General features: G+C 62.7%; 21 protein-coding genes. 13 read left to right on the top strand and 8 right to left on the bottom strand.

Translation table 11 applies throughout. The annotated features are described in order from the left end of the window. Window positions 1-171: 171 nt before the first annotated feature. On the top strand, window positions 172-1,443 hold the full coding sequence (locus tag JEY66_RS27890; protein WP_018271023.1) for a hypothetical protein: 1,272 nt from the start codon (window positions 172-174) through the stop codon (window positions 1,441-1,443). A 729-nt stretch (window positions 1,444-2,172) separates the two neighbouring features. Here the strand turns inward: JEY66_RS27890 and JEY66_RS27885 are convergent. The 3 genes from JEY66_RS27885 to JEY66_RS27875 form a co-directional block, all read right to left on the bottom strand. Next, window positions 2,173-2,376, bottom strand: coding sequence for a DUF3606 domain-containing protein (locus tag JEY66_RS27885; protein WP_016843841.1), 204 nt, complete (start codon window positions 2,374-2,376; stop codon window positions 2,173-2,175). Between the two features lie 137 nt (window positions 2,377-2,513). Then, complete coding sequence (locus JEY66_RS27880) at window positions 2,514-3,716, bottom strand: ABC transporter substrate-binding protein (RefSeq protein WP_085964933.1); 1,203 nt, start codon at window positions 3,714-3,716, stop codon at window positions 2,514-2,516. A gap of 53 nt (window positions 3,717-3,769) precedes the next feature. Further along, window positions 3,770-4,909, bottom strand: a complete 1,140-nt coding sequence (locus JEY66_RS27875; protein ID WP_018271024.1) for an acyl-CoA dehydrogenase family protein — start codon at window positions 4,907-4,909, stop codon at window positions 3,770-3,772. Between the two features lie 81 nt (window positions 4,910-4,990). Here JEY66_RS27875 and JEY66_RS27870 point away from each other — a divergent pair, with 81 nt between their 5' ends. Genes JEY66_RS27870 through JEY66_RS27855 form a run of 4 tightly spaced genes read left to right on the top strand, consistent with a single transcriptional unit; the run spans window position 4,991 to window position 10,179 of the window. Further along, window positions 4,991-5,857 (top strand): FadR/GntR family transcriptional regulator, encoded by an 867-nt coding sequence (locus JEY66_RS27870; RefSeq protein WP_018271025.1) that lies wholly within the window; start codon window positions 4,991-4,993, stop codon window positions 5,855-5,857. Window positions 5,858-5,914: 57 nt separating this feature from the next. Continuing rightward, window positions 5,915-6,724 carry an enoyl-CoA hydratase/isomerase family protein gene (locus JEY66_RS27865; protein WP_225648237.1) on the top strand — a complete coding sequence of 270 codons (810 nt, stop codon included), beginning with the start codon at window positions 5,915-5,917 and terminating at the stop codon, window positions 6,722-6,724. Window positions 6,725-6,737: 13 nt separating this feature from the next. Next, window positions 6,738-8,975, top strand: a complete 2,238-nt coding sequence (locus JEY66_RS27860; protein WP_018271026.1) for an acyl-CoA dehydrogenase family protein — start codon at window positions 6,738-6,740, stop codon at window positions 8,973-8,975. Between the two features lie 10 nt (window positions 8,976-8,985). After that, window positions 8,986-10,179, top strand: a complete 1,194-nt coding sequence (locus JEY66_RS27855; RefSeq protein ID WP_016845416.1) for a CaiB/BaiF CoA transferase family protein — start codon at window positions 8,986-8,988, stop codon at window positions 10,177-10,179. Between the two features lie 21 nt (window positions 10,180-10,200). Here the strand turns inward: JEY66_RS27855 and JEY66_RS27850 are convergent, their stop codons facing one another. After that, window positions 10,201-10,695: a MarR family winged helix-turn-helix transcriptional regulator gene (locus tag JEY66_RS27850; RefSeq protein WP_016845415.1), complete on the bottom strand. Its 495-nt coding sequence runs from the start codon at window positions 10,693-10,695 to the stop codon at window positions 10,201-10,203. A gap of 206 nt (window positions 10,696-10,901) precedes the next feature. Between JEY66_RS27850 and JEY66_RS27845 the strand changes: the two genes are divergently transcribed. The 7 genes from JEY66_RS27845 to JEY66_RS27815 all read left to right on the top strand — a co-directional run bounded on the left by JEY66_RS27845 (window position 10,902) and on the right by JEY66_RS27815 (window position 17,787). After that, window positions 10,902-11,228 carry a type II toxin-antitoxin system HicB family antitoxin gene (locus JEY66_RS27845; RefSeq protein ID WP_018271027.1) on the top strand — a complete coding sequence of 109 codons (327 nt, stop codon included), beginning with the start codon at window positions 10,902-10,904 and terminating at the stop codon, window positions 11,226-11,228. A 13-nt stretch (window positions 11,229-11,241) separates the two neighbouring features. Further along, window positions 11,242-12,561, top strand: coding sequence for a Rieske 2Fe-2S domain-containing protein (locus JEY66_RS27840; RefSeq protein WP_018271028.1), 1,320 nt, complete (start codon window positions 11,242-11,244; stop codon window positions 12,559-12,561). Continuing rightward, entirely contained in the window at window positions 12,558-13,523 is a 966-nt protein-coding gene (locus JEY66_RS27835; RefSeq protein ID WP_018271029.1) for a PDR/VanB family oxidoreductase, read from the top strand. The genes JEY66_RS27840 and JEY66_RS27835 overlap by 4 nt, the downstream gene beginning before the upstream one ends. A 27-nt stretch (window positions 13,524-13,550) precedes the next feature. Then, entirely contained in the window at window positions 13,551-14,771 is a 1,221-nt protein-coding gene (locus JEY66_RS27830) for an ABC transporter substrate-binding protein (protein WP_018271030.1), read from the top strand. Window positions 14,772-14,825: 54 nt separating this feature from the next. After that, a complete protein-coding gene (locus JEY66_RS27825; RefSeq protein ID WP_018271031.1) occupies window positions 14,826-16,109 on the top strand; it encodes a CaiB/BaiF CoA transferase family protein in 1,284 nt (427 codons plus the stop codon). Continuing rightward, window positions 16,106-17,302, top strand: a complete 1,197-nt coding sequence (locus JEY66_RS27820; RefSeq protein ID WP_016840671.1) for a thiolase C-terminal domain-containing protein — start codon at window positions 16,106-16,108, stop codon at window positions 17,300-17,302. The genes JEY66_RS27825 and JEY66_RS27820 overlap by 4 nt, the downstream gene beginning before the upstream one ends. An 83-nt stretch (window positions 17,303-17,385) precedes the next feature. Continuing rightward, window positions 17,386-17,787: a Zn-ribbon domain-containing OB-fold protein gene (locus JEY66_RS27815; protein ID WP_016840670.1), complete on the top strand. Its 402-nt coding sequence runs from the start codon at window positions 17,386-17,388 to the stop codon at window positions 17,785-17,787. Between the two features lie 220 nt (window positions 17,788-18,007). Here the strand turns inward: JEY66_RS27815 and JEY66_RS27810 are convergent, their stop codons facing one another. Next, window positions 18,008-18,517: a ParB N-terminal domain-containing protein gene (locus JEY66_RS27810; protein WP_016840669.1), complete on the bottom strand. Its 510-nt coding sequence runs from the start codon at window positions 18,515-18,517 to the stop codon at window positions 18,008-18,010. Window positions 18,518-18,706: 189 nt separating this feature from the next. Here JEY66_RS27810 and JEY66_RS27805 point away from each other — a divergent pair, with 189 nt between their 5' ends. After that, a complete protein-coding gene (locus JEY66_RS27805) occupies window positions 18,707-19,501 on the top strand; it encodes an enoyl-CoA hydratase/isomerase family protein (protein WP_018271032.1) in 795 nt (264 codons plus the stop codon). 211 nt (window positions 19,502-19,712) lie between these two features. Here JEY66_RS27805 and JEY66_RS27800 read toward each other — a convergent pair whose 3' ends face one another. The 3 genes from JEY66_RS27800 to JEY66_RS27790 all read right to left on the bottom strand — a co-directional run bounded on the left by JEY66_RS27800 (window position 19,713) and on the right by JEY66_RS27790 (window position 21,832). Further along, complete coding sequence (locus JEY66_RS27800; RefSeq protein ID WP_016840667.1) at window positions 19,713-20,132, bottom strand: DUF2000 domain-containing protein; 420 nt, start codon at window positions 20,130-20,132, stop codon at window positions 19,713-19,715. A gap of 82 nt (window positions 20,133-20,214) precedes the next feature. Next, window positions 20,215-21,033, bottom strand: a complete 819-nt coding sequence (locus JEY66_RS27795) for an SDR family oxidoreductase (protein WP_026192612.1) — start codon at window positions 21,031-21,033, stop codon at window positions 20,215-20,217. A gap of 4 nt (window positions 21,034-21,037) precedes the next feature. Beyond that, window positions 21,038-21,832: an enoyl-CoA hydratase/isomerase family protein gene (locus JEY66_RS27790; RefSeq protein WP_018271033.1), complete on the bottom strand. Its 795-nt coding sequence runs from the start codon at window positions 21,830-21,832 to the stop codon at window positions 21,038-21,040. Window positions 21,833-21,874: the final 42 nt, after the last annotated feature.

Raw genomic sequence — 21,874 nt, 5'->3', positions numbered from 1 at the left:
TGAAGGCCCTTGCCAGAGCCGTTGCTGCAACGCACCGGATCCGCGCCCGCCACCGGCATCAGCACCAGCTGGAATAAGACTAGGCGCTCGCTGTCCGGTCGGTCACGAAGCCTCAGCTGGCGGTTTCCCGCGCAATAGGAGCCAAGGTCGATGGCCCGACGTTGAAGGTTCATGGAGACCATGAATGCCTATCTGCGTCGAAAGCATGAGGAGCTTCAGTTGCTGGACGCTTGTCTTGACGAGTCCTTTGCGCCGGCAACTCCGAAATCGATCAATGAAGCGATCGCACTCAAGTTCAAGCTGACGGCGGCCATCAGAGCTCAGCACGATCTAAAAGATTGGACCACGACCGAAACCGCTTGGTCGCATCGCAAGAAATCTTCTGATAGCCCGTTCGACTTCCGGTACGACTATCAGCGCGCCGATCTCGACGTGGCTGGCCCGTCGTTTTATGATCTCGGCGATGACATCAAGTGCGAGACCGTCTACACGTCTTCTGGCATGGCCTCCATATCTGCCCTGCTTTTGGCGTCGTCGCACTTGTTCGATCGCGCGGATATCGTCTCGCTGCCAGGGACGTACGGAGAGACCCTGGAGTTCATCGAAGCGTACGCTAGGCACCTGAAGAGCATCACGGCCGTAGAAGTCCTGGGCGCCCCCACTTCAGGCGCGTCGCACCGCATCCTTCTTCTGGATTCCTGCGCATCGGCAAAGGATTTCGAAGCCTGTCTGCGGTCACCCTGGGCGCAATTCGACCTCTGCATCTTTGATAGCAGTTGCCTCGCCGGTGGCTCCGGCAAGATCGCGCGGACGTTACGGAAGGGCCGCAGATCCGGAGTGCCCGTGGCTATGATACGAAGCCATACAAAGTTGGATTCGCTGGGCGTCGAGTATGGACGATTGGGCTCTACGACCTTCGTCCGCTCCGCTGAGGCCGATCTCTGGGGTCGGTCGCCTCTGCGAAACCTGCCCGATGGGATGCGAAATGCAGTCAGACTGCTCGGCGGCGCAGCGCTACCGGCCCACTTCCCACCTTATGTCGGCAGCCCCGAATATCGGTCGCTGACCACAAGGAGAGTGGCTGCGATCATCCGCAACAGCCGCCGCACTGCTCACTTCTTCCGCCAGGCGCTTGGCGATCTGGTGAGGCAGACGAATTTCGCGCATGGCCTTTACGTGTTGCTCAAATGCAGGAGTCCCTTGGACGAAGAAGAGGCTAGGCAAGCGGCGTCGGAGATGGGCAGGGATCTTGGCCTGGCCGGCTTTCCGATCCGTCATGCCGGAAGCTTCGGGTTCGACTTCGCTGCCACGGAATGGTTTCACGACACGACGACCGGGGCCTTCAACGTCCGCATAGCCGTCCCGGACCTTCCCACCAAAGTATGGGACGAACAAACCCGCGCGATAGCTCGGTGGTGGAACGAACACAACAGCCGAGCATGAAGCATGCGGGGACCCTTGCTAGCGGCCCCGGCTCAAGTCTCGACCACGACTCGCTCGTATTTCCGCCGATGAAGAAGGCCGCGCGAGATTTTCGCGAATTCGATGTCTGTCCCGTCGTCTGCGGACCGGTGGTCGCACTGGTGGCACCGCGCGGCAATGCATTTGTTTCAGAGGAGTGGCGGTGCCTGGTTTTTACGTTCTCAGCCAGCCCGGGTTAGGAACCGGTTTGTGGAAGTTGCATTGTCGCTCAATATTGCACTGACGGTCGGCGCGCGATGTCTGCCGCAACCGTTGCACCTGCGGAGGCGCGATGGCGGTTGGCGTCGGATGGGGCCCGGGTATCGGTCTCAGACTTGCGGCGGGTGCACTGGCCTTTGGAACCGCTGCAGCTTCGTCCACTCGTGTAAGGGCTCGGGTTTGACGACCAGGGCGCTATCTTGGCTTGGGGACCCCGCAGCGCGGCGGCGAAGGTTAGACCGAGAAAGCTGACTTTGAGCCGTACCGCGGCTTCGCGGCGGTTGATTTCACAGCACGGTCAACAGTGAGGCCTTCCGCGATGATTGTTTGCAGAGCGGCCGTCCACAGCGCGATCTCGTGGTCGATTCTTTGGCATTGCGATGCAAATCAATCCGTGACGCCAGCTCGTACTGGCGAGCCTTTTCTAGCAGCGCGTCTCTGATTGGACCGGGCGGAAGTAGAGTAGCCTGTCTTCGTGCTTCCCGCGCGCACTCAGCGCTGACTTCCTGTTCTCTCGTCATGGTTCGCGTCCGGCTCCTTGCGAACGGCTGCGGCCGAATTCCCGGCTTTTTCGATGACCTTACGAAGCTCCTCCTGCGAGACACCGAGCGCGTGAGCCCAGCATTTCATTTGGTCACGCGCATGGATGTTGATCTTCGAACGCTCGAACTGATCTTTCTTAGTAAGGTTGTCCATACCTGAAACAACTCGGGCTTAACCACAACCAGTGTTTTCCGGTGATGGATGCAGCTGCTTGTTCGAGCAGTCCAACCCGAGCCCGCCTGTTGTCCGGACGTAGCGAGAGCCTTGGTGGCTCTCGCCCGCAGTCTGGTCTAGTCGGCCGATAGAGGAGCGCCGGTCAAGGACCAGCTTTCTCCATCAAATGTCGCAATCCGCAGAGCTCTGAAGGGTGTGTAGTCTCCGGGCCGGGTGCTGATCGCGACGCCTGGGAGCATCATCGGTAATCGTTCGCCATTAAGCGAGGTAGCCTGCTTCATGAGGTTCTCGCGGGTCAGGTCGTCGCCGCATTTGCGCAACGCCAACTCCACGGCGTGCACGTTCATATAGGCAACGAGCACAGAATAGTCGTCCGGGTTGGCTGAAGGTGCGTACGCCTTCAGGAACTCCTTGTAGGCCTTGACCTCCTCATCATTGGCCCAGGCTGGGTCGCCCGGTTGCTTGAGGAATTGCGTTGTGACCAGTCCCTTCGATGCTTCGAGGCCCGCGGGCTTCAGGATAGTTTCGACCGATGCGGTCGAGCCGCCGATCACGTGCAGCGGCTTCCAGCCGAGCTCGTAAACCTTGCGGATCGATTGCGCGGCGGCCTTCGACGACGACTGCTCGATCAGGGTGTCGACACCGGCGGCCTTCAGCTGGACGATCTGCGAGTCGATCGTCGGATCGGCGAGCTCGTAGGAGGCCTGGGCGACGATCAGCTCGGCCTTCGGACCGAGGCCGGCGCGGAGGCCCTTCAGGTAGTCCTTGCCATAGTCGTCATTCTGATAGAGGACGCCGATCCTGGCGTCCGGCTTTGCCGTCAGGATGTATTTGGCGACGACGCGGCCTTCGGTTTCGAAGTCGGGATAGAGCGGGATAGTCCAGGGAAATGCCTTGGGATCGTTGAAGCGGCGTCCGCCGGCCGTGATGAACAGCTGCGGCACCTGCTTGGCGTTCAGGTACTTCTGGATCGCGACGTTGGGAGCGGTGCCGATCGTGCCGACCTCGGCCAATATGCCGACGTCCTCGATCAGCTTGCGCGATTGTTCGACCGCTTTCGGCGCGCTGTAGGCATTGTCGAGCTGCGTGAAGTTGATCTTGCGGCCGTTGATGCCGCCTTTGGCGTTCAGCATCTCGAAGTAGCCGACCACCGCCCGCCCGGCGCCCGCGCCGAACGCGGATGCGGGGCCACTCAGCGGCGTCGATTGGCCGAGCTTGATCTCGGTATCGCTGGCACCGGGACCGTAGGCTTTCTGAGCATAGGCAGGTACCGCCAGAAGTGCTGACACCGCGCCGGCTATCAGCGCCCGGTTGATGATGTGGTTCAAGTTCGTTCCTCCCTGCAATTGCTTCTTCTTGAAATCGATCTGCACTAGCGCAGCAGCTCGCGGGCGATCACCACGCGCTGGATCTGGTTGGTGCCTTCAAAAATCTGGGTCAGCTTGGCATCGCGCATCATGCGTTCGACCGGATAGTCCATCGTGTAACCGTAGCCGCCGAAGATCTGGACCGCGTCGGTCGTCACCTTCATCGCCATGTCGCTGCCGACGCATTTGGCCATGCTGGCAAGCACGTTGAGCCGCTTCCAGTCGCCGGCATCGCCGGCGCGGGCACATTCGTAGACCAGCGCGCGGGCCGCCTCGATCTGCATGGCCATGTCGGCGAGCATGAACTGCACGCCCTGGAACTCGCCGATCGGTTTCTTGAATTGCTTACGCTCCTTGGCGTAGGCGACGCAGGCATCCAGTGCGCCTTGTGCGAGGCCGACGGATTGCGCGCCGATGGTCGGCCGGTTGAGGTCGAGCGCGCGCATCGACGCGCGAAAGCCCTTGCCTTCCTCACCGACGAGGTTTTCCGCGGGAACGCGGACATTGTCGAAGAAGATCGGCGTGTTGGGCGCGCCGCGAAAGCCCATCTTGCGCTCGTGGCGGCCGAACGTGATGCCCGGCATTCTCTTCGGCTCGACGATGAAGGCGCTGATGCCGTCCGCACCGGCGCCGTCACTGGTTCGCGCCATGACCACGATGTAGTCGGCGGCGACACCATAGCTGCACCACTGCTTGCGGCCGTTCAGGACATAACTATCGCCGTCCTTGCGGGCGCGGGTGTTAAGCGCGGCGACGTCGGAGCCGGCCTGCGGCTCCGAGATCGCGATTGCCGTGACGACGCCGCCCTCGGCGATGATCGGCAGATACTTCTTGCGCTGCTCCTCAGAGCCGAAATGCAGCAGCGGCATGATGAACATGGTGTTGAGCGCGGCGATCGACGCACAGGCAGGGGAGACCTTCGAGATCTCCTCGCGCGCGATGCAGGCCATGGTCAGGTTGCCATTCGGGCCGCCATACCGCTCCGGCACCCAGAGCTGCATCAGTCCCATCTCGCCGAACAGCTTGACCAGTTCGAGCGGGAAGCGGTCGGTTTCGTCGATCTCGGCGGCGATCGGCGCCACGTGCTTGGCGACCATTCTGCGCACGTTGTCGCGGAACGCGACCTGCTCCTCGGAAAAACTCATGCGAACTCCCGTTTCGTTTTCTTTGCCGGAAGCTAAAAAAGGGCTTCCATTGAATGGGTGATCCATTTAATAATTCACCGCATGAGCACCAAGTCAAGCCCTCGCGCGCCGCAGCGCTCCCGTGCCGCCTCGTCGAGCCGCCGGGAGCGGGCCACCGATCATCGTGCGGCCGGCTCCCCGGCCGCGCCGACATTCAAGCCAATTCACACCAGGCGGACGTTCGAGGAGATCTGCGAGCGCATTCGCGAGCAACTCGCGCTCGGCGTGCTGAAGCCCGGCGACAAGCTGCCGGCCGAGCGCGAACTGGCTCAGCAGCTCGGCGTCAGCCGGAATGTGCTGCGGGAAGCATTGCGCAGCCTCGAAATGGCCGGCGTGCTCCGGCTGCAGAAGGGCGTCAAGGGCGGCGCCTTCATCCAGCAGGGCGACACCCGCCGCATGAACGAGGTCATGCGCGACATGCTGAGCCTCGGCACGATTTCGGTGCGGGAATTGTCGGAGGCGCGGGTCCACGTCCTCGACCTCGTGGTGCAGTTGGCTTGTGCCAATGCCCGCCGGGCCGATCTCGATGCACTGGAAGCCAATATCGAGCGGACGGAGCTTGCGACGAAGGAGGGGCGGCTGCTCGACCGGGTCGAATGTTCGCGCGAGTTCTACAAGCTGCTGGCGGCCTCGACCGGCAACAAGGTGATTGCGATGATCGTGGACTCGGTCACCGAGATCCACATGCGCTTCGTCTACGCCAAGGTCGCTTCCAGCGGGGTCGCGATGGCACGGCTGGCCGAGAAGCGGCGGCAATTCCTGGCAGCCCTCAGCGAACGGAACGTCGATCTGGCAAGCCGATTGCTGCGATCGCATCTGGAATCCGTGCAGCGCATGCTCGAGCAGGATCCGGGCGCCATGTCGCTTCACGTCGCATTGGCGGATGTGCAGCCCGGGATGCGCCGCTAGCGCGCGCCTGCGTTGCCAATAATCAACAACTCAAACAGCGAAACAATGGAGGCAAACGTGTCCAATTACGCCAAATATGAATGCCTGACGGTCGAGGTCGCGGACAAGGTCGCGACCGTGACCTTGAACCGCCCGCAGGCGCGCAATGCCATCAATCAGAAGCTGATCCGCGAGTTGCGCACGATCTGGGACGACCTCGCCGACGATCACGCCGTTAATGCCGTGGTGCTGACCGGGGCGGGCGACTTCTTCAGCGTCGGTGGCGACGTCAAGGCGATGTCCGAGCGGCCCGGCGGCGACGTGCTCGAAGAGGGCGAGGTACACGATCCCATGATCAGCCGCCGCGGGGTCACCCGCCAGCTCGAGCTCGACAAGCCCATCATCGCGGCGATCAATGGTGATGCCATCGGCCTTGCAGCGACTCATGCGCTGCTTTGCGACATCACGGTGATGGCGGAAGACGCGCGGATCGGCGACACCCACGTCTCGCGTGTTGGCCTCGTCGCCGGCGACGGCGGCACAGTGATCTGGCCGCTGCTGGTTGGCATCAACAAGGCCAAGGAATTCCTGATCCGCGGCACGCTCCTGAAGGGAAATGAGGCGGAGCGGATCGGGCTGGTCAATCATGTCGCGCCGCGCGCGGAGGTGTTGGCCAAGGCCCGCGCAATCGCGGTCGAGCTCGCGAACGGTCCGACCTGGGCCATTCGCTGGACCAAGCTGTCGATCAACCAGATCGTCAAGGAGCGCGTCAACATGCTGCTGGAGGCGTCGATGGCGCTGGAGCAGGTGACGTTCGAGACTGCCGACCACAAGGAAGCGACTATGTCGTTCAAGGAGAAGCGGAAGCCCAGATTCGGCCAGGCATAACGCGGGCCTCACCATGGCGGCGATCGAAGCGTCGAATGACGATGTCGCAGGACTGCTGCGCGATTCCTTGCGCGGTTTGCTGGACGAGCATTGGCGTCCACTCGGTTTAACCGCATCGTCCTCGCCGGACGAGGTGTCGGCGATCTGGCGCAAGCTCGTTGGGCAGGGCGTCGCCGCGCTCGGTGCTGAGAGCGACGAAGGCGGGCTCGCCGAAATCCTCGTTGTCATGGCGGAACTCGGCCGGGCCGGCTGCACGGCGCCGATGTGGTCTGCGGCGCTCGCCAATCTTGCGATCTCCGGATCGCAGGTCGACGTCGCGGTGGATCTGCTGGAGCGGCTGCAGTCCGGGGAGGCGACCGTTGCCTTCTCATTCGGTGCGCTGGATCCGGACGCCGGCACGGGAGCGGTTGAGGTCACGGACCTCAAGGCAAAGGGCGTGCTTCGTTTTGTCGAGGCTGCCGGAGGCGCGACGCATCTTCTGGTCGTTCTAGACCAGGCCCAGCTTGGGCTGATCAATCTTGACGGTCCCGGTGTCGAGTGCGTCGCAACCCGCGCGATGGGAGCGTGGGGGCTCTATGAGGTCCGGCTGAACAAAGCGCCGCTCACGCGCATTCCGATAGATGCAGTCGATGTCGACCATCTCCGCATCAAGGGCAGAGCGATGTTGACCGCGCGTGCCTATGGCGCGGCGCGGCGTGCGTTTGAGCTCGTCGTGGACTACGCAAGGGAACGACACCAGTTCGGGCATCCGATCGGCAGGTTCCAGGCGATCCAGCACAAGCTTGCAAACTGCCTGATCGCGCTCGAGGGCGTCAGGCTGGTCCTGCAGCATGTCGCCAGGCTGCATGATGGCGGCGACGACGATTGGCGCTATTTCGCCGATTGCGCAGCGGTGTACTCGGGCGATGCACTGCGCCGGGTTTCGCTGGAGACCCAGCACACATTCGGCGCGATTGGCTATGCCGAGGAGCACGAGGCGCCAATCCATTTCAAGCGCGTGCACCTCGATACGATCGCGCTCGGCGGTGCTTCGGATGCCAAGCGCAGACTGGCCGCACGTTTGCTGGATGCGGGCGGTGCCGGGCTGCCGCAATATGACCTCGGGGCCGCCGGAAATGCGCTTCGCGAGCAGGTTCGGCTCTGGCTCGCGCAAAACTGGAGCGGAGGCACGAAGGCGGCGTTCGACCAGAGGCCGTTCGCCAAGCGCGAATTCGATGCGCCCTTCGCCCGCGATATCGGCGGGACCGGCTGGATCGGCCTCGGATGGCCTGAGCAGTTCGGCGGCCAGGCGCGCTCGCCGCTGGAGCAGATCGCCTTCATGGAGACGATGGAGCGGGGCGAGGCGCCGCGGATCGGTGCGGCGATCCAGGCCAATGCGCTGATGATGTTCGGCACGGCAGCGCAGCAGCAGAAATACCTTCCGGAAATCCTGCGTGGCGAAGCGATGCACGGCATGGGCTACAGCGAGCCGCAGGCAGGGTCGGACCTTGCGGCGCTGCGCACCAGTGCGGCCAGGGACGGCGATCACTGGGTGATCAACGGCCAGAAGATCTGGACCACCACCTGGTGGGGGAAATACATGTTCCTCGCCGCGCGGACCGACAAGGACGCCAAGCCGCCGCATGCGGGCATCAGCATGTTCATCGTGCCGATGGATGCGCCGGGCATCACCATCCGTCCGTCTGCGACCATGTATGATGGCACGTTTGCCAACATCTTCTATGACAACGTCCGCATCCCCTCCGAGAACCTGGTTGGCGAGGTCAATGACGGTTGGAAAGTGTTGACCGGCGCGCTGGCCTTCGAGCGCGGGCTGGTTGGTGGCGGGATCGTCCTGAAGGTGGCGCATGCCTTCGAGCAGCTGCGTTCGCATGTGAAGGCGAAGCAAGGTAATCGGTCTCTCGCTGATGATCCAATCATCCGCGACAGGATGGCGACCTTGGCGTCAGAGATCGAGATCGGCCGTCTCTTGATGATGCATTGCGCCGAACTTGCCGCCGACGGCGTGACGCCGCCGGAATATGGCGCGATCAGCAAGGTTTTCTCCGGTGAGCTGATGGAGCGATTCGGCGAGGCTGCGCTCGACATCCTTGGTATGCGTGCCGCGCTGTCCGAGCAGATGCCGGGCGCGATCGACAACGGTCGCTTCGAGCAAAACCTGCGGCATTCGCTGATGTGGGTCATCAGCATCGGGACCAACGAGATTCAGCGCAGTCTGATCGCGCAACGCGCGCTCGGGCTGCCGAGATAGGAGAGATCGGATGCAGAAGGATGGCGACAGGGCGCCGCTCGCCGGCGTGCGCGTGCTCGATTTCTCGATCATGGTGGCGGGGCCGTATTGCGCGCGGCTGCTCGCCGACGTCGGCGCCGAGGTCATCAAGATCGAGCCTCCGGAAGGCGATGACATGCGGTTGCGAACGCCGCTGCGCGAAGGCCACAGCACCTACTTCGGCCAGCTCAATGCCGGCAAGCGTAGCCTGGCGCTGGACCTGAAGAATGCCGACGCCATCAGGCTCGTACATCGAATGGTCGCGGAGGCGGACATTCTCGTCGAGAATTTCCGCCCTGGCGTGATGGACCGCCTTGGTCTTGGCTACGAGACGCTCTGCGAGATCAACCCGCGCCTCATCTATTGCTCGATCTCGGGTTATGGCCAGTCAGGCCCAGCAGCCGAGCGCGCGGCTTATGCGATGATCGTCCATGCCGAGAGCGGATTCGATCACTCCCTGATGCGTTATGCCGGTGACCGGGAGCGTCCCGCGCCGGGCGCGATTTTTGTCGCCGATATCCTCGGCGGCATCTTCGGCTATTCCGCGATCCAGACCGCGATGGTCCAGCGTACGCGCACCGGAAAGGGACAGCGCGTCGATGTAGCCTTGATGGACTGCATGCTGAATCTGCTGGTCTATGAGCTTCAGGAGGCGCAATTCCCGATTCGTTCGCCGCGCCCGACGTATGGGCCAGTCCGCGCGCGCGATGGCGATATCCTGATCGCCCCGGTCACGCCGCGTAATTTCGCGGCGCTGTGCGAGGTGACCGGGCAGGAAGAGCTGGTTAACGATCCGCGCTTTTCGACCATTCCAGCGCGCGGCGCCAATTGGACCGCCATGATGCAGGTGATCGAGAAATGGACCGAACGCCACACCGTTGCTGAATGCATCGCGGCGCTGGATCGCGCCGGTGTTCCCTGCGCCGAGTACCGGACGCCGGGCGCGGCGCTGACCGATGCCCATTTGCGCCAACGTGGGGTGTTTGGGACCGTCTCGGACGGGGCAGGTGACTTCATCGGCGTCAATGCGCCATGGCAAATGTCCGGGGCCGATACGCCGATGGGACGTCAAGTTCCCGGGATCGGCGCGCAGCGGGACGACGTGCTGTCGCGGATCCTGGGCCTGTCGCCGGACGCAATCGCGACGCTCGCCGCTACGGGCACGTTCGGGAAGGTGCAGGCGTAGGGCCGCTGGACCCCGGCGATTTCACGTATCGGCCGGACTGTCCGGCGGCGGAGCCTTCGCGATCGCCAGCAGGCATTTCAGGAAATGCGCGCGGTCCTCCTTGCGAAGGGGGGCCAGCATGATGTTTTGCAGCTCGGCGGCGGCCGGAATGACGGCGAGAAGCGCTTCCTCGCCTTTAGCCGTGATCTGCACCTGGAGCGAGCGGCGGTCGTGCGGATTGTCTTTCTTCGAGACCAGTCTGCGCGCGACCATGCGCTTCAGCATTTCGCTGAGCGTGTTGCGGTCGCAGCTGATCCGTTCGGCCAACACGGAGGGGGTTAGAGGACCTAACTGATACAGCGCCATCAGCACACCGAACTGCCGCGGCGTGATATCGCTCTGGCGCGTCATGCTTTGATAGAGCCCATCGTAGCGGGCCTCCAGCAGACGCAACAGGAATCCGACACCACCCTCGAGCTGCCAGTCGCGTGCAACGTCTGCCGCCGAGGTTGTCTGCTTGCCTTTATCGGCTGCCATGCCGTTGTCTGGATCCCAGCTGCGTTCTGCGAATTGCGTCCTAGCCGTTAGCAGCTTGGCTGATCGTCCTCAACCCTGTGGCGAACCACGTCACCAGCCTCTTCTGAGGGAGACAGGGTCGCCCTCGGCTCTTGTCAGCCTTCCGATAATGTAGTACGTATACGTATCAAATGCGATGCGAAGACGTCGTTCAGGGAGGTTGAAACTTGGACCTGCGTGAGCTGCTGTCGATTCCCTATTTGCTTGAGGCGGAGGCGGTCGAAACCGAGCCGGGGCAATGGCGGGTTCGTCTTGCCTATCCGGAGCTGCCGGGGTGCACGGCGGAAGCCGCCGTCGTCGAGGAGGCTCTGCGCGAGCTCGAGCGGCGGCGCATCGAATTGATCGTCGGCCTGGTGGAGGAGGGCAAGCAGCCTCCGATCCCACGCAAGCCGCTCACCGCATCCGATCCGCTTTGGACCGCTCACGATCTCGGACTGTCTGACCGTGTCGCCACGCTTCTCGGCGGCGCGGCGGGCCCGATCACACGCAATTGAAGGAGGCAAACCCATGCTCTCGCGCGAAGACAATGAACGCCTGGTGAGGGTCGGCAAGGGCACGCCGCTCGGCGAGCTATTTCGCCTGTACTGGATTCCCTTCCTGCCGTCGGCGGATCTTCCCAAGGACGGACAGCCGAAGCGTATCCGGCTGCTGGGCGAGGACCTGGTCGCTTTCCGCGACACCGAGGGGCGCGTCGGGTTGGTCGACCAGGCCTGCCCGCATCGCGGAGCGCCGCTGATTTTTGCGCGAAATGAGGATTGCGGGCTGCGCTGCGTCTATCACGGCTGGAAATTCGACGTCACCGGCGCCGTGACTGACATGCCGGCAGAGCCAGTGCGCAGCCGCCTCAAGGAGCGGGTGCGGATCAAGGCCTATCCCTGCAAGGAGCGCAACGGGATGATCTGGACCTATATGGGCCCCGACCAGGCTGAGCTTCCGCCGCTGCCGAACCTCGAATGGAATCTGGTGCCGGCCGAGCAGGTGCACATCTCGGTTCGCGTCCAGGAGTGCAATTGGCTGCAGGCGGTCGAGGGTGAAATCGATTCGGCGCACGCGCCGCTGCTTCATGGACGGCTGGATGCGCAGGGCACGACGAGCGCCTGGATCCAGAAGCGCGACCTGCGCCCGACCTTCGAATGCATCAAGCAGGATTTCGGCATGAGCATCGCCGCGCGGCGCAATTACGATGCCAACACGCTGTACTGGCGGGTCAACCAGTTCCTGCTGCCGTTCTATACGCTGGTGCCTCCGCTGTCGCCGTTCCCGGATTTGAGCGGGCACGCCTGGGTGCCGATCGATGACGAGAACACGCTCTGCATCATGTTCTCGTATCATCCCTCGGAGCCGCTGCTGGAGAAAACCCGGCAGGTCTTCGCCGAAGGACACAAGGGCCGCGAGAGTGGTCATGCCAGCCGCCACGCGCTCGTCCAGCACCCGGTGACGGTCCCGTACGCAGGCTACTGGACGAAATATAATCCGAACAACGGCTTTCAGTTCGACTATGAGATGCAGCGGACCACCTGGTTCTCGGGCCTGCCGGGGCTCTGGGTGCAGGACGGCGCCTGCCAAAGTGGCGTCTCTCCGATCTTTGATCGCACCAAGGAGACGCTCTGCTCAAGTGATACCGGCATCGCGATGACGCGACGTTTCATTCTTGAAGCGCTTGGCGCCTATCGTGATCACGCGATCAAACCCAAAGGAGTCTTGGACCCGGACGTGTTCATGGTGCGAGCGGTCTCGCTGCGGTTGCCGCCGGAGGATTCCTGGGTTGACGTCGGCGCGCCGTTCATGCGTGCGAAGCTTGGCGCCGATTTCGGGTACGAGCTGTGAGCGCATTCAAACATACGGCTGGTACGCTGGAGGTCCTGGTCAAGCGTATCGGATATGAGGCTGAGCGGATCAATTCGTATGAGCTGATTGCCACGGCGGGCGGCGAACTGACGCCGTTCACGGCCGGGAGCCACATCGACCTGCATCTGCCGAACGACATGATCCGCAGCTATTCGCTGGTAAACGACCAATGCGAGCGGCACCGGTATGTCATCGCGGTGAACAGGGATGGCGAGAGCCGGGGTGGGTCCAGCTTCGTCCACGACACCGTCAGGGTCGGGAACATCATAAGGATCTCCGCCCCGCGGAATAACTTCGCGCTCCGTGAGGAAGCCGACCATTCTGTCCTGATCGCCGGGGGCATCGGCATCACGCCGCTGCTATCGATGATCCGACGGCTTGAGGCGCTTGGACGTCACTGGGAGCTGTTCTATGCCGCGAGGACGCGCGCCGCTGCCGCATTCCTCGACGAACTCGGCACGTATCGATCGAGGGTACATCTCGATTTCGACGACGAGCGATCGGGACGGGTGTTCGATCTCCCGGCGCTCGTCAGGAACGCACCGCCTCGCGCGCATCTCTACTGTTGCGGTCCGGTGCCCATGCTCGAGGCGCTCGAGGCGGCGACGGCCGGTCGCCCGGCCGATCACGTACATGTCGAATATTTCAAGGCCCGGGAAGCTCCAGCCGCCGAAGGTGGCTTCGACGTCAAGCTGGCGCGAAGCAACCGCACGATTGCAGTCGAGCCCGGCAAGACCATCCTCGATGCGCTGCTGGAGGCCGGGATAGCCGCGAACTATGCCTGCACCGAAGGTGTCTGCGGCACCTGCGAGACGCGCGTGCTCGAGGGCATACCCGATCATCGCGACCAGTTTCTGAGCAACGAAGAGCAGGCGGCGAACAAGAGCGTCATGATCTGCTGCTCGGGCGCCAAGTCCCGGACGCTTGTGCTCGATCTCTAAGACAACAACATACGATGGGTGGAAACAATGAAGTATCTTTCGCAAATAGCCGGAATAGCTCTCCTGGCCTTTTGTGCCGGTTCGCCGGCGTCGGCGGTCGCCGCGCGGTCCCTGAAAATCGGCGTACTCAACGACGCGTCCGGCCCTTACTCGGACAATGCCGGCGAAGGTTCGGTGACAGCGGCCAAAATGGCGGCCGAGGACTTCATGCGGCTTCATCCGGATTTCAAGGTCGAGATCGTCTCGGCGGACCACCAGAACAAGGCTGATGTCGGCGCCGCCATCGCGCGCCGCTGGATCGATCAGGAGAAGGTCGATGCGGTCGCCGACGTGCCGAACTCGGCCGTTGGGCTGGCGGTCAACGAGGTCGTGCGCGGCACCAAAGCGGCGCTGATCGCATCGAGTGCGGCGTCGTCCGACCTGACCGGGAGATACTGCTCGCCCAATACGATTCAGTGGACCTTCGATACCTGGGCGGCCTCGCACACCATCGGCGCCTATCTCGTGCATCACGGCGGCAAGAAATGGTACTTCATCGCCACCGACAATGCGCTCGGCAAATCGATGGTGCGCGACGGGACGGCGGTGATCGGTGCCGGTGGCGGGACCGTGCTCGGATCGGTCAATGTGCCGATCAACAATGCAGACTATGCCTCGTTCATCCTGCAGGCCGAAGGCTCGGGCGCGGATGTGATCGCGTTCGCGACCGCCGGTGGCGACACCGTCAGCCTGATCAAGCAATCCGCCGAGTTCGGGCTGAAGCAGAGCGGACGCACCTTCGCCGCGCTATTGACCACCACCAACGATGTCGAGTCGAGCGGGCTTGCGGTCGGGGAGGGGCTGATCATCACGCAGCCGTTCTACTGGGACCTCGACGATGCCAGCCGCGCCTGGTCGGCCAAATTCAGCGAGCGGCAGCATGGGCAGTCGCCGACCGCCTTCCACGCCGGCGTCTATTCCTCAGTGCTTGCTTATCTGAACGCCGCGCTGGAGGCGGGAACCAATGACGCGCCGGCGGTCGTTCAGAAGCTGAAGGAGAAACCGATCGACGACGCCTTGTTCGGGCCGGTCGTGGTTCGCGCGGACGGCCGCGCCATCCACAACATGTACATCTTCAAGGTGAAGAGCTCGAGTGCCTCGAAGAGCAAGTGGGACCTGCTGGAGCAGGTCGGAGTGCTGTCCGGCCCCGAGGCCTTCCGGCCGCTCGACCAGGGCGGCTGCTCGGTCGTCGAGCCGAAGAGCAATTGACGACGACGGCCGCGATCCTTGGATCAACACTTCTCAAATTTGACGGATATCCCGATGCTGGATCAGCTTGAAGCCGACTTCCCCGAGCACACGCCTCGTCCCGCTGGAGCGCCAGCGGCGCTCGAGGGGATCCGGGTGATCGATTTCTCGCATTTCATCGCGGGGCCGTTTGCCACCATGATCCTCGCCGACATGGGGGCCGAGGTGATCAAGATCGAAGCACCTAGCCGCGGCGACGATCTGCGCCGTTATCCCCCGGTGCATCCCGATCTCAGGCACGGCGCGCCGTTCCTGTGGACCAACCGCAACAAGCGCAGCATTACCCTCGATCTCAAATCGGCCGAGGGTCTGAAGGTCGCGCGCGAGCTGATCGCGACGGCGGACGTCGTTGTCGAGAATTTTTCTGCGAGCGTGATGGCACGGTTGGGGCTCGACTACGAGAGCTGCCGCAAGATCAAACCCGAAATCATCTACTGCTCGGTGTCGGCCTATGGCCGCGACGGGGCATTTTCGGACCGGCTTGGCTTTGATCCGATCGCGCAGGTCGAGAGCGGCTTCGTGTCGATGAACGGCTATGCCGATCGCGAGGGAGTGCGCGCATTGTCGCCGGTGATGGATATCAGCACTGCAATGATGGCAAGCAATGCGATCCTTGGCGCCTTGTTCGCGCGCGAGCGTAGCGGGCACGGCCAGGCCATCGAGGTGTCGTTGTTCGAGAACGCCGTCCTGATGACCGGCTACGCGACCACGCAGTCGCTCTTTAGCGGTGCCGATCCGAAGCGAAGCGGCAACACCAGCCCGGACACGTGTCCGTCGGGTGTGTTCCGGGCCAGCGATTGCTCCTTCTATATCAACTGCGGCAATGACAAGATCTTCCAGCGCCTGATGGCGCAGGTTCTCGAGCGCGAGGATCTCGCGGGGGCCGAAATCTATGCAACCGGCCCCGATCGAATCCGCCGGCGCGAGGAGTTGTTCGCGATCCTCGGCGATGCCTTTGCCCGGCAGCCCTGGTCGCACTGGCAGTCGCGGATGCGGGCGGCCGGCGTGCCCTGCGGCCAGCTGCGCACCGTCGGCGAGGCGATCCGTTCGCCCGAGGCGAGGGAGCGCGGGATCGTCACCCGGATCCCGCATGAGACGGTGGGGTGGGTGCCGAACGTGAACCTGCCGATCCGGTATTCGCGGACACCGATCGTGGATCCCGTTGCGGCACCGGCAGTTGGGCAGCACACCGAGAACGTGCTGCTTGAGTTGCTCGGCTACGACAAGACGGAGATCGCGCGCCTTGCCGGAGGCGGCGCCTTCGGCAGCGAGGCTTTGCGACAGGATGCCAAACCGTGACCGGGCGCGCGCGAGACGAGCGGACGCTGCGGGGCCGTGTGGCCGTGATCGGGATCGGTGAAACCGAATATTATCGTCATGGCGCTTCTCCCGATCCGGAATTCAAGCTCGCGTTGAAGGCGATCCTGGCGGCTTGCGAGGATGCCGGGCTCGATCCCCGCGAGATCGATGGCTTCTCGTCCTACAGCGACGATCGCAGCGAGGCGTCACGGCTGGCTGCGGCGCTGGGTACGCATCGACTACGCTCCGCGACCATGCAATGGGGCGGGGGCGGCGGCGGTTGCAGCGCGGCGGTTGCCAATGCGGCCGCCTCGATCGTCGCGGGCCTTGCCGATTGTGTCGTGGTGTTCCGCTCATTGGCGCAGGGCCAATATGGCCGTTTCGGCCAGGCGGCCGGGATTCACACCGTTTCGGGCGAACGGTCCTATCTGATGCCCTATGGGGTGCTGGCGCCCCCGCAGCGCTTTGCCATGCGGGTGCAGCGCTACATGCACGAGCATGGCGTGCGACAGGAGGCTTTGCGTGCGATTGCGCTCGCCTCCTATCATCATGCCCAGGCCAACCCGCGCGCGGTGATGCGAGGCAAGCCGCTGGATGTCGAGAGATACGATGCCTCGCGCTGGATCGTGGAGCCCTTCCATCTTTACGATTGCTGCATGGAAAATGACGGCGCAGCGGCATTGGTGCTGGTATCGGCAGAGCGCGCCAGCGACTTCCGGCACAAGCCGGCCTATCTGCTCGGTGCGGCCTTCGGATCCGGACATCGTGCGGCGGCAACGGCGCACAATGCACCACTCTACGCCACCGCGAACTTCGGCACCGTTGCATCCGATCTGTACCGCATGGCCGGGGTAGGGCCGTCGGATGTCGGTGTGGTCCAGGCGTACGAGAACTTCACCGGCGGTGTCGTGATGGCGCTGGCGGAGCACGGCTTCTTCAGGCCCGAGAAGGCCAACGACTTCCTGACTTTCGACAATTTGATCGCTCCATCCGGGAGGCTCCCGCTCAACACCAGTGGCGGCAACCTTGCCGAATGCTACATGCACGGCTTTGAGCTGGTGCTTGAAGCGGTTCGTCAGGTGCGTGGCGCGTCGGCGAGCCAGGCTCGACGAAATGATGTGGCGCTGGTGATCGGCGGCCCGATGGTGACGCCGGCCAGCAACCTCATTCTGGGTTCAGAGGCGACGCTATGAGTGGGTCTTCACGTGCGCACTATCTTCCTGCCGGGTTGCCCATTCCGGTCAGTGACCCAGATGGGCTTTCGGCACCGTATTGGATGGGCCTGCGGGAAAACCGCCTGCTGGTGCAACGCTGCGCCGGCTGCCGTTCCTGGCAATTCGGCCCCGAATGGATTTGCCACAATTGTCATTCCTTTGACCTTACGTGGACTGACGTCGAGCCGACCGGCCGCATCTACAGTTGGGAGCGCGTGTGGCATCCATCCCACCCGGCGCTAAAGCAGCACGGCCCATATCTCGCGTTGCTCGTCGAGCTACCACACGCCGGTGGCGTGCGCATGGTGGGTAATCTGCAGGGCGACCCGCGCCAGACCGTGATCATCGGAACTGAGGTTGGAGGGGTCTTCGAACATCACCCGGAGTCCGATCCATCCTTTTCGTTGCTGCAATGGCGGCTGAAGCAAGGCGCTGACCGGGTGGACGGTCACTCGACCGGCTAACAAGTTTTGTGGATTTGGCAAGAATAATCCAGACGCAGACGAGCCGGACCCGGTGTGTCGACGTTGTTTCTCTTGGCTTAAGCTGACTCAAACAAGCGCAGGATGGATGGCGCGAAAGTTCAAGTATTGCCGTGACTTGGAAGATCGCTCGAGCAGCGAGAGATCAAGATAATTCCATCGCCGGATAGACGACGTTGGATGCAAGACCGAAAGCGGGCAATCAATAGCGGCCACCGTCGCGCTTTTGCTGCGCGATCCACTCCGACAACGTCTTTTTCGGCGTCGGTGCTGAGGCCCGGCTTGGCGATGTTCTCGGGTTCTCGCCGGCGCCCCTTGCCGGGCGGGCTCGCTCCTTATCCGTCCTGTTCAAGGCAGCAATCGAACTTTCTGCAGCTTCCTTCTCGAGACGCAGCTTTTTCAATCGCGCCATCTTGTCGCGTTCCGCATCTGCTTCGGGTCCCTCGGACAAGAGCGTCCTTTGCTGAGCATCCTCCGCCGAGACCACGATGCCCACAACCGTCGTCTCTCCAAGCGCCTTGCAAGCTTCGAGCCGCTGTAGTCCCTCGACCAGAACGAAGCGGTCTTCGTCGGGCCTGACGAGAATGGGGGTTTGTTGTCCGATTTCCAGAATGCTTCCAGCGATCTCCTCGACGACTTGAGGCTTGATTGCCTTCCGTCTTTTCACGGGAACGTAGATCTTCTCGATTGGGAAGCTTTCCGGCTTGGGCATAACGTCTACTCCGCTCTACAGGCCCGTCCGAAACGCATGCCGGGGAGGCAGGATTTTAAGAATGAACCGCTCGCCTGCAATGGCAATCTTAGCGCGCCGAGGCTTGATCGGTGTGGGACCCGGGCGCATTCTGAGCGGCGCAACGCCAACGCGTGATTGTCCGGCGAGCGGTTGCGGTGAGGGTAGGCTATGCCCCTTGTTTCCATCCAGGATCGCGACGCGGTCCGTGTCATCACCTATGCTAACGTCCCATTCGGCACCATGACGGCCGCCGGGGCGGCTGAGATGTTCGATGCGGTCGCCGCTGCAAGAATGGCCCCATCGGTCCGGGTCATTGTCATTACAGGGGGCCTACCCGGCATTTTCATCCGTCACTACGACGTTGCGGAACTCTCCGAGGCCGCAGATGCCATTGAGCGCGGAGCGTCTCGCGCCCCGTCGTCGCCTGGTCCTCGGCCACCTGGTTTCCACGCGCTGACGGATGCGATTGCAGCCGTCGACAAGCCGGTCATTGCGGCAATCAATGGCCTGTGCATGGGAGGTGGCTTCGAGCTTTCGCTGGCATGCGACCTGCGCATCGCCGGGAGCAGTGTTACGGCGATCGGACTTCCGGAAACGCGCATCGGCATCTTTCCGGGTGGTGGCGGTACACAGCGTTTGCCCAGGATTGTTGGAGAGGCCAGGGCACTCGAGATGATCCTTCGTGGCCTGACAGTGACCGGACAGCGCGCCCACGAAATCGGAATTGTGCATGAGGTCGTCGCCGATCCCCTCGCGCGCTCCCTTGAGATCGGCGCTGAGCTGTTGGGCCGAAGTGCCGAAGGCCTGGCCTTTGCCAAGCGCCTTACCCGGTCAGCTCTCGACCGTCCGTTGGCCGAAGGTCTGGCTGACGAGCGCAAGAGCTTTTCCACCGTGATGAGGACAGCTTCGGCTCGGGAAGGCTTGCGGGCCGGCCGGCCACCAGCCGAAATCCAGAAGCTCTAATGTCACGCGGCTCCCCTTGAGATAGCCGGACGCTCGCACTCGAGGGCTTCCCGGTGAGCTTGAAACGTGGCTCATGAGGGCTGAAAGGTTCTAATCGCCCAGCGAGAGCACCTTGACGCTATGCTTGAGCGGAGATAGCGCCATGGGCGTAAGGGTACACGACCATGCTTATGATGAGGTCAGTCCTCAGGTTCATGACGCGGCGTTATCTTCAGCGCAAGAGCTTCAAATTGCCCGTCAGCGACCGAACCCATTTCTCAGGCCCGTAGAAGCCCAAGCCGTCGATCGTCTCGTTCGAGAGCGCGCGCAGCGGAAATTCGGCGAGATAGTCCTCAAAGCGGTGGAGCCCCCTGGCGAATTGCGGGAAAGGTACCAAAACGGCGCCGCTCGCCAATGGCTGCGCGCGCGTCAGCAGTACGGACAGCGCTTCGGGCGTGGCTTGCAGAATTGGTACCGGACGGTTTGCGCTGGTCCGGACAGTGAGCCCGTTGCCGTCGGTCAAGAAGTTTCCTCCAAGGTCCGGCTCCGCGGCGCCGATACCGATGCTCAAGGCCGCAACTGTGTTCGCAATCAACCCGAGCGGCAAGGCTGGATTCACAATAATGGCGACGCGCGCGCTGACGATGTTCATTCGGAAGCCATTCCTGCAGCCGGGTAAGTCCCAGTACCTCGATGCTTCCCTGCCGGGAAGCGTTCCCTGATCGTTGCTGCAGTCATTCGATCAAGATGTCTGGCGCAAGCTGGCTGGCAGGATCTATTGCATAGACCGACAAGTCGTCGACACCCTGCAAACGCAAAACCTCCTCGTCGATCAAGGTTCTGCCCGAGAATTCGCGGCTGCCTTGCGTAACGATGAAGTGTGCCGCATCGGCCATGATTGAAGGCGAGCGGCTGCGGCGATAATCCGACTGGTAATGCACGCGCACGGCGTCGGTCGCAATCATGGTCTTTGGCCAAAGGGCATTGGCGGCAATTCCGAACGATCGAAATTCCTCGGCGAGCGCCAGCGTGTACATCGTCATGCTGTACTTCGAGGTGGCGTATGCGGGATACTTGCCGAGCCAGATTGCCGACTTTGGCAGTGGCGGCGACAAGGTGAGAACGTGGGGATTTGACGACCGCTTCAGGTGCGGTACAGCATGATAGGCACAGATGTAGGTCGCCCTGCCGTTCACCGCACTCAGCAAATCGAACTTCCTGGCCGGCGTATCGAGCAGTCCGGTCGGACTGATGGCGCTGGCATTGTTCACCAGGATGTCCAACCCGCCGAATTCCTGAACCGTCCTTTCGATGGCGTTTGCGAGCGCATCGGCGTCGCGTACATCGACACGGAGGGGAAGGGCGGCGGTACCGAGCTTACGAATGTCTTCGGCCACTGTATGGATAGTTCCGGGAAGAGTTGGATGGGGCTCGCTCGATTTGGCCGCGAGTGCAACTCGCGCTCCTTCCGATGCGAATTTAAGCGCGATCTCCCGGCCTATGCCGCGGCTCGCGCCTGTAATGAAAACGACCTTACCGTCCAGGGATCCCATTTTCTCACTCTCCTGCGAATATTGGCGGCCGCCTCTCGTTGAACGCCTTCATGCCCTCGCGAAAGTCCGCCGAGGAGGCGCAGTCGACGAATGAAGCTAGCTCGGCCGACAGTTGTTCGTCGAGCGTTGTGGTATCGGCGCTCCAGACCAGGGCTTTCACCGCACGGCTTGCGGCGGGTGAGTTATCGGCTAGCGCCCGCGCCATTCGGGTCAGCTCGGCCTCGAGCTCCTGCTCTGCACATACTCTCGTGATCAATCCGCGCGACAGTGCCTCGCTTGCGCTTGTGCGGTCAGAGAGGAGCATCAACTCCAGCGCTCGTCTTGGCCCCGCCAGGCGCGTCAGCGAGTAACTCATGCCGCCATCGGCGGAAACGCCCAGCCGCCGGTACGCCACTGAAAAATGAGCCGTGTCGGCGGCTAGAACGAAATCGCAGGCCAACGCCAGGGACATTGCTCCGCCGGCGCAAGCCCCGTGCACCGCGGCGATAGCCGGCTTTCCTGAGCGTCTCAGTGAAGCGAGTGCGTCGTGGAAGGCAGTGATGATGTCCATTGCAAGCCGCGGGAAGGTGGCGCCGGCAGCGGAGAAAGCTCGAAGATCTCCGCCGACCGAGAAATTTGCTCCGCGGCCTCGGATGACGACGACCTTGACGCTGGCGTCACGTTCGAGGTCGAAGGCAGCTGCCCTGAGCGCAGTCGCCAGCCCGAGCTCGATCCCATTGCCTCGCTCCGGCCGGTTCAGCCAAATCGTCCCGATCCTGTCGGCAACGACGAGTTCGATTGGAGATGATGCTGTGGTCACGAACTGATCGTCCTTCCGATGTTCGGCAATGAATTGCCTTAC

Origin of the sequence: Bradyrhizobium elkanii USDA 76, assembly GCF_023278185.1 — a bacterium.
GTDB classification, from domain to species: Bacteria; Pseudomonadota; Alphaproteobacteria; order Rhizobiales; family Xanthobacteraceae; genus Bradyrhizobium; species Bradyrhizobium elkanii.
Note: the sequence above shows the minus strand (reverse complement) of the source record. Positions and strands in the feature narration are given on the sequence as shown.

Coding starts and splice junctions, on each gene's coding strand:
- JEY66_RS27795 (WP_026192612.1), bottom strand. CDS start 21,033: ATGGGATCCCTGGACGGTAAGGTCGTTTTCATTACAGGCGCGAGCCGC.
- JEY66_RS27830 (WP_018271030.1), top strand. CDS start 13,551: ATGAAGTATCTTTCGCAAATAGCCGGAATAGCTCTCCTGGCCTTTTGT.
- JEY66_RS27850 (WP_016845415.1), bottom strand. CDS start 10,695: ATGGCAGCCGATAAAGGCAAGCAGACAACCTCGGCGGCAGACGTTGCA.
- JEY66_RS27815 (WP_016840670.1), top strand. CDS start 17,386: ATGGGCCTGCGGGAAAACCGCCTGCTGGTGCAACGCTGCGCCGGCTGC.
- JEY66_RS27875 (WP_018271024.1), bottom strand. CDS start 4,909: ATGAGTTTTTCCGAGGAGCAGGTCGCGTTCCGCGACAACGTGCGCAGA.
- JEY66_RS27810 (WP_016840669.1), bottom strand. CDS start 18,517: ATGCCCAAGCCGGAAAGCTTCCCAATCGAGAAGATCTACGTTCCCGTG.
- JEY66_RS27805 (WP_018271032.1), top strand. CDS start 18,707: ATGCCCCTTGTTTCCATCCAGGATCGCGACGCGGTCCGTGTCATCACC.
- JEY66_RS27870 (WP_018271025.1), top strand. CDS start 4,991: ATGAGCACCAAGTCAAGCCCTCGCGCGCCGCAGCGCTCCCGTGCCGCC.
- JEY66_RS27890 (WP_018271023.1), top strand. CDS start 172: ATGGAGACCATGAATGCCTATCTGCGTCGAAAGCATGAGGAGCTTCAG.
- JEY66_RS27885 (WP_016843841.1), bottom strand. CDS start 2,376: ATGGACAACCTTACTAAGAAAGATCAGTTCGAGCGTTCGAAGATCAAC.
- JEY66_RS27855 (WP_016845416.1), top strand. CDS start 8,986: ATGCAGAAGGATGGCGACAGGGCGCCGCTCGCCGGCGTGCGCGTGCTC.
- JEY66_RS27840 (WP_018271028.1), top strand. CDS start 11,242: ATGCTCTCGCGCGAAGACAATGAACGCCTGGTGAGGGTCGGCAAGGGC.
- JEY66_RS27860 (WP_018271026.1), top strand. CDS start 6,738: ATGGCGGCGATCGAAGCGTCGAATGACGATGTCGCAGGACTGCTGCGC.
- JEY66_RS27825 (WP_018271031.1), top strand. CDS start 14,826: ATGCTGGATCAGCTTGAAGCCGACTTCCCCGAGCACACGCCTCGTCCC.
- JEY66_RS27800 (WP_016840667.1), bottom strand. CDS start 20,132: ATGAACATCGTCAGCGCGCGCGTCGCCATTATTGTGAATCCAGCCTTG.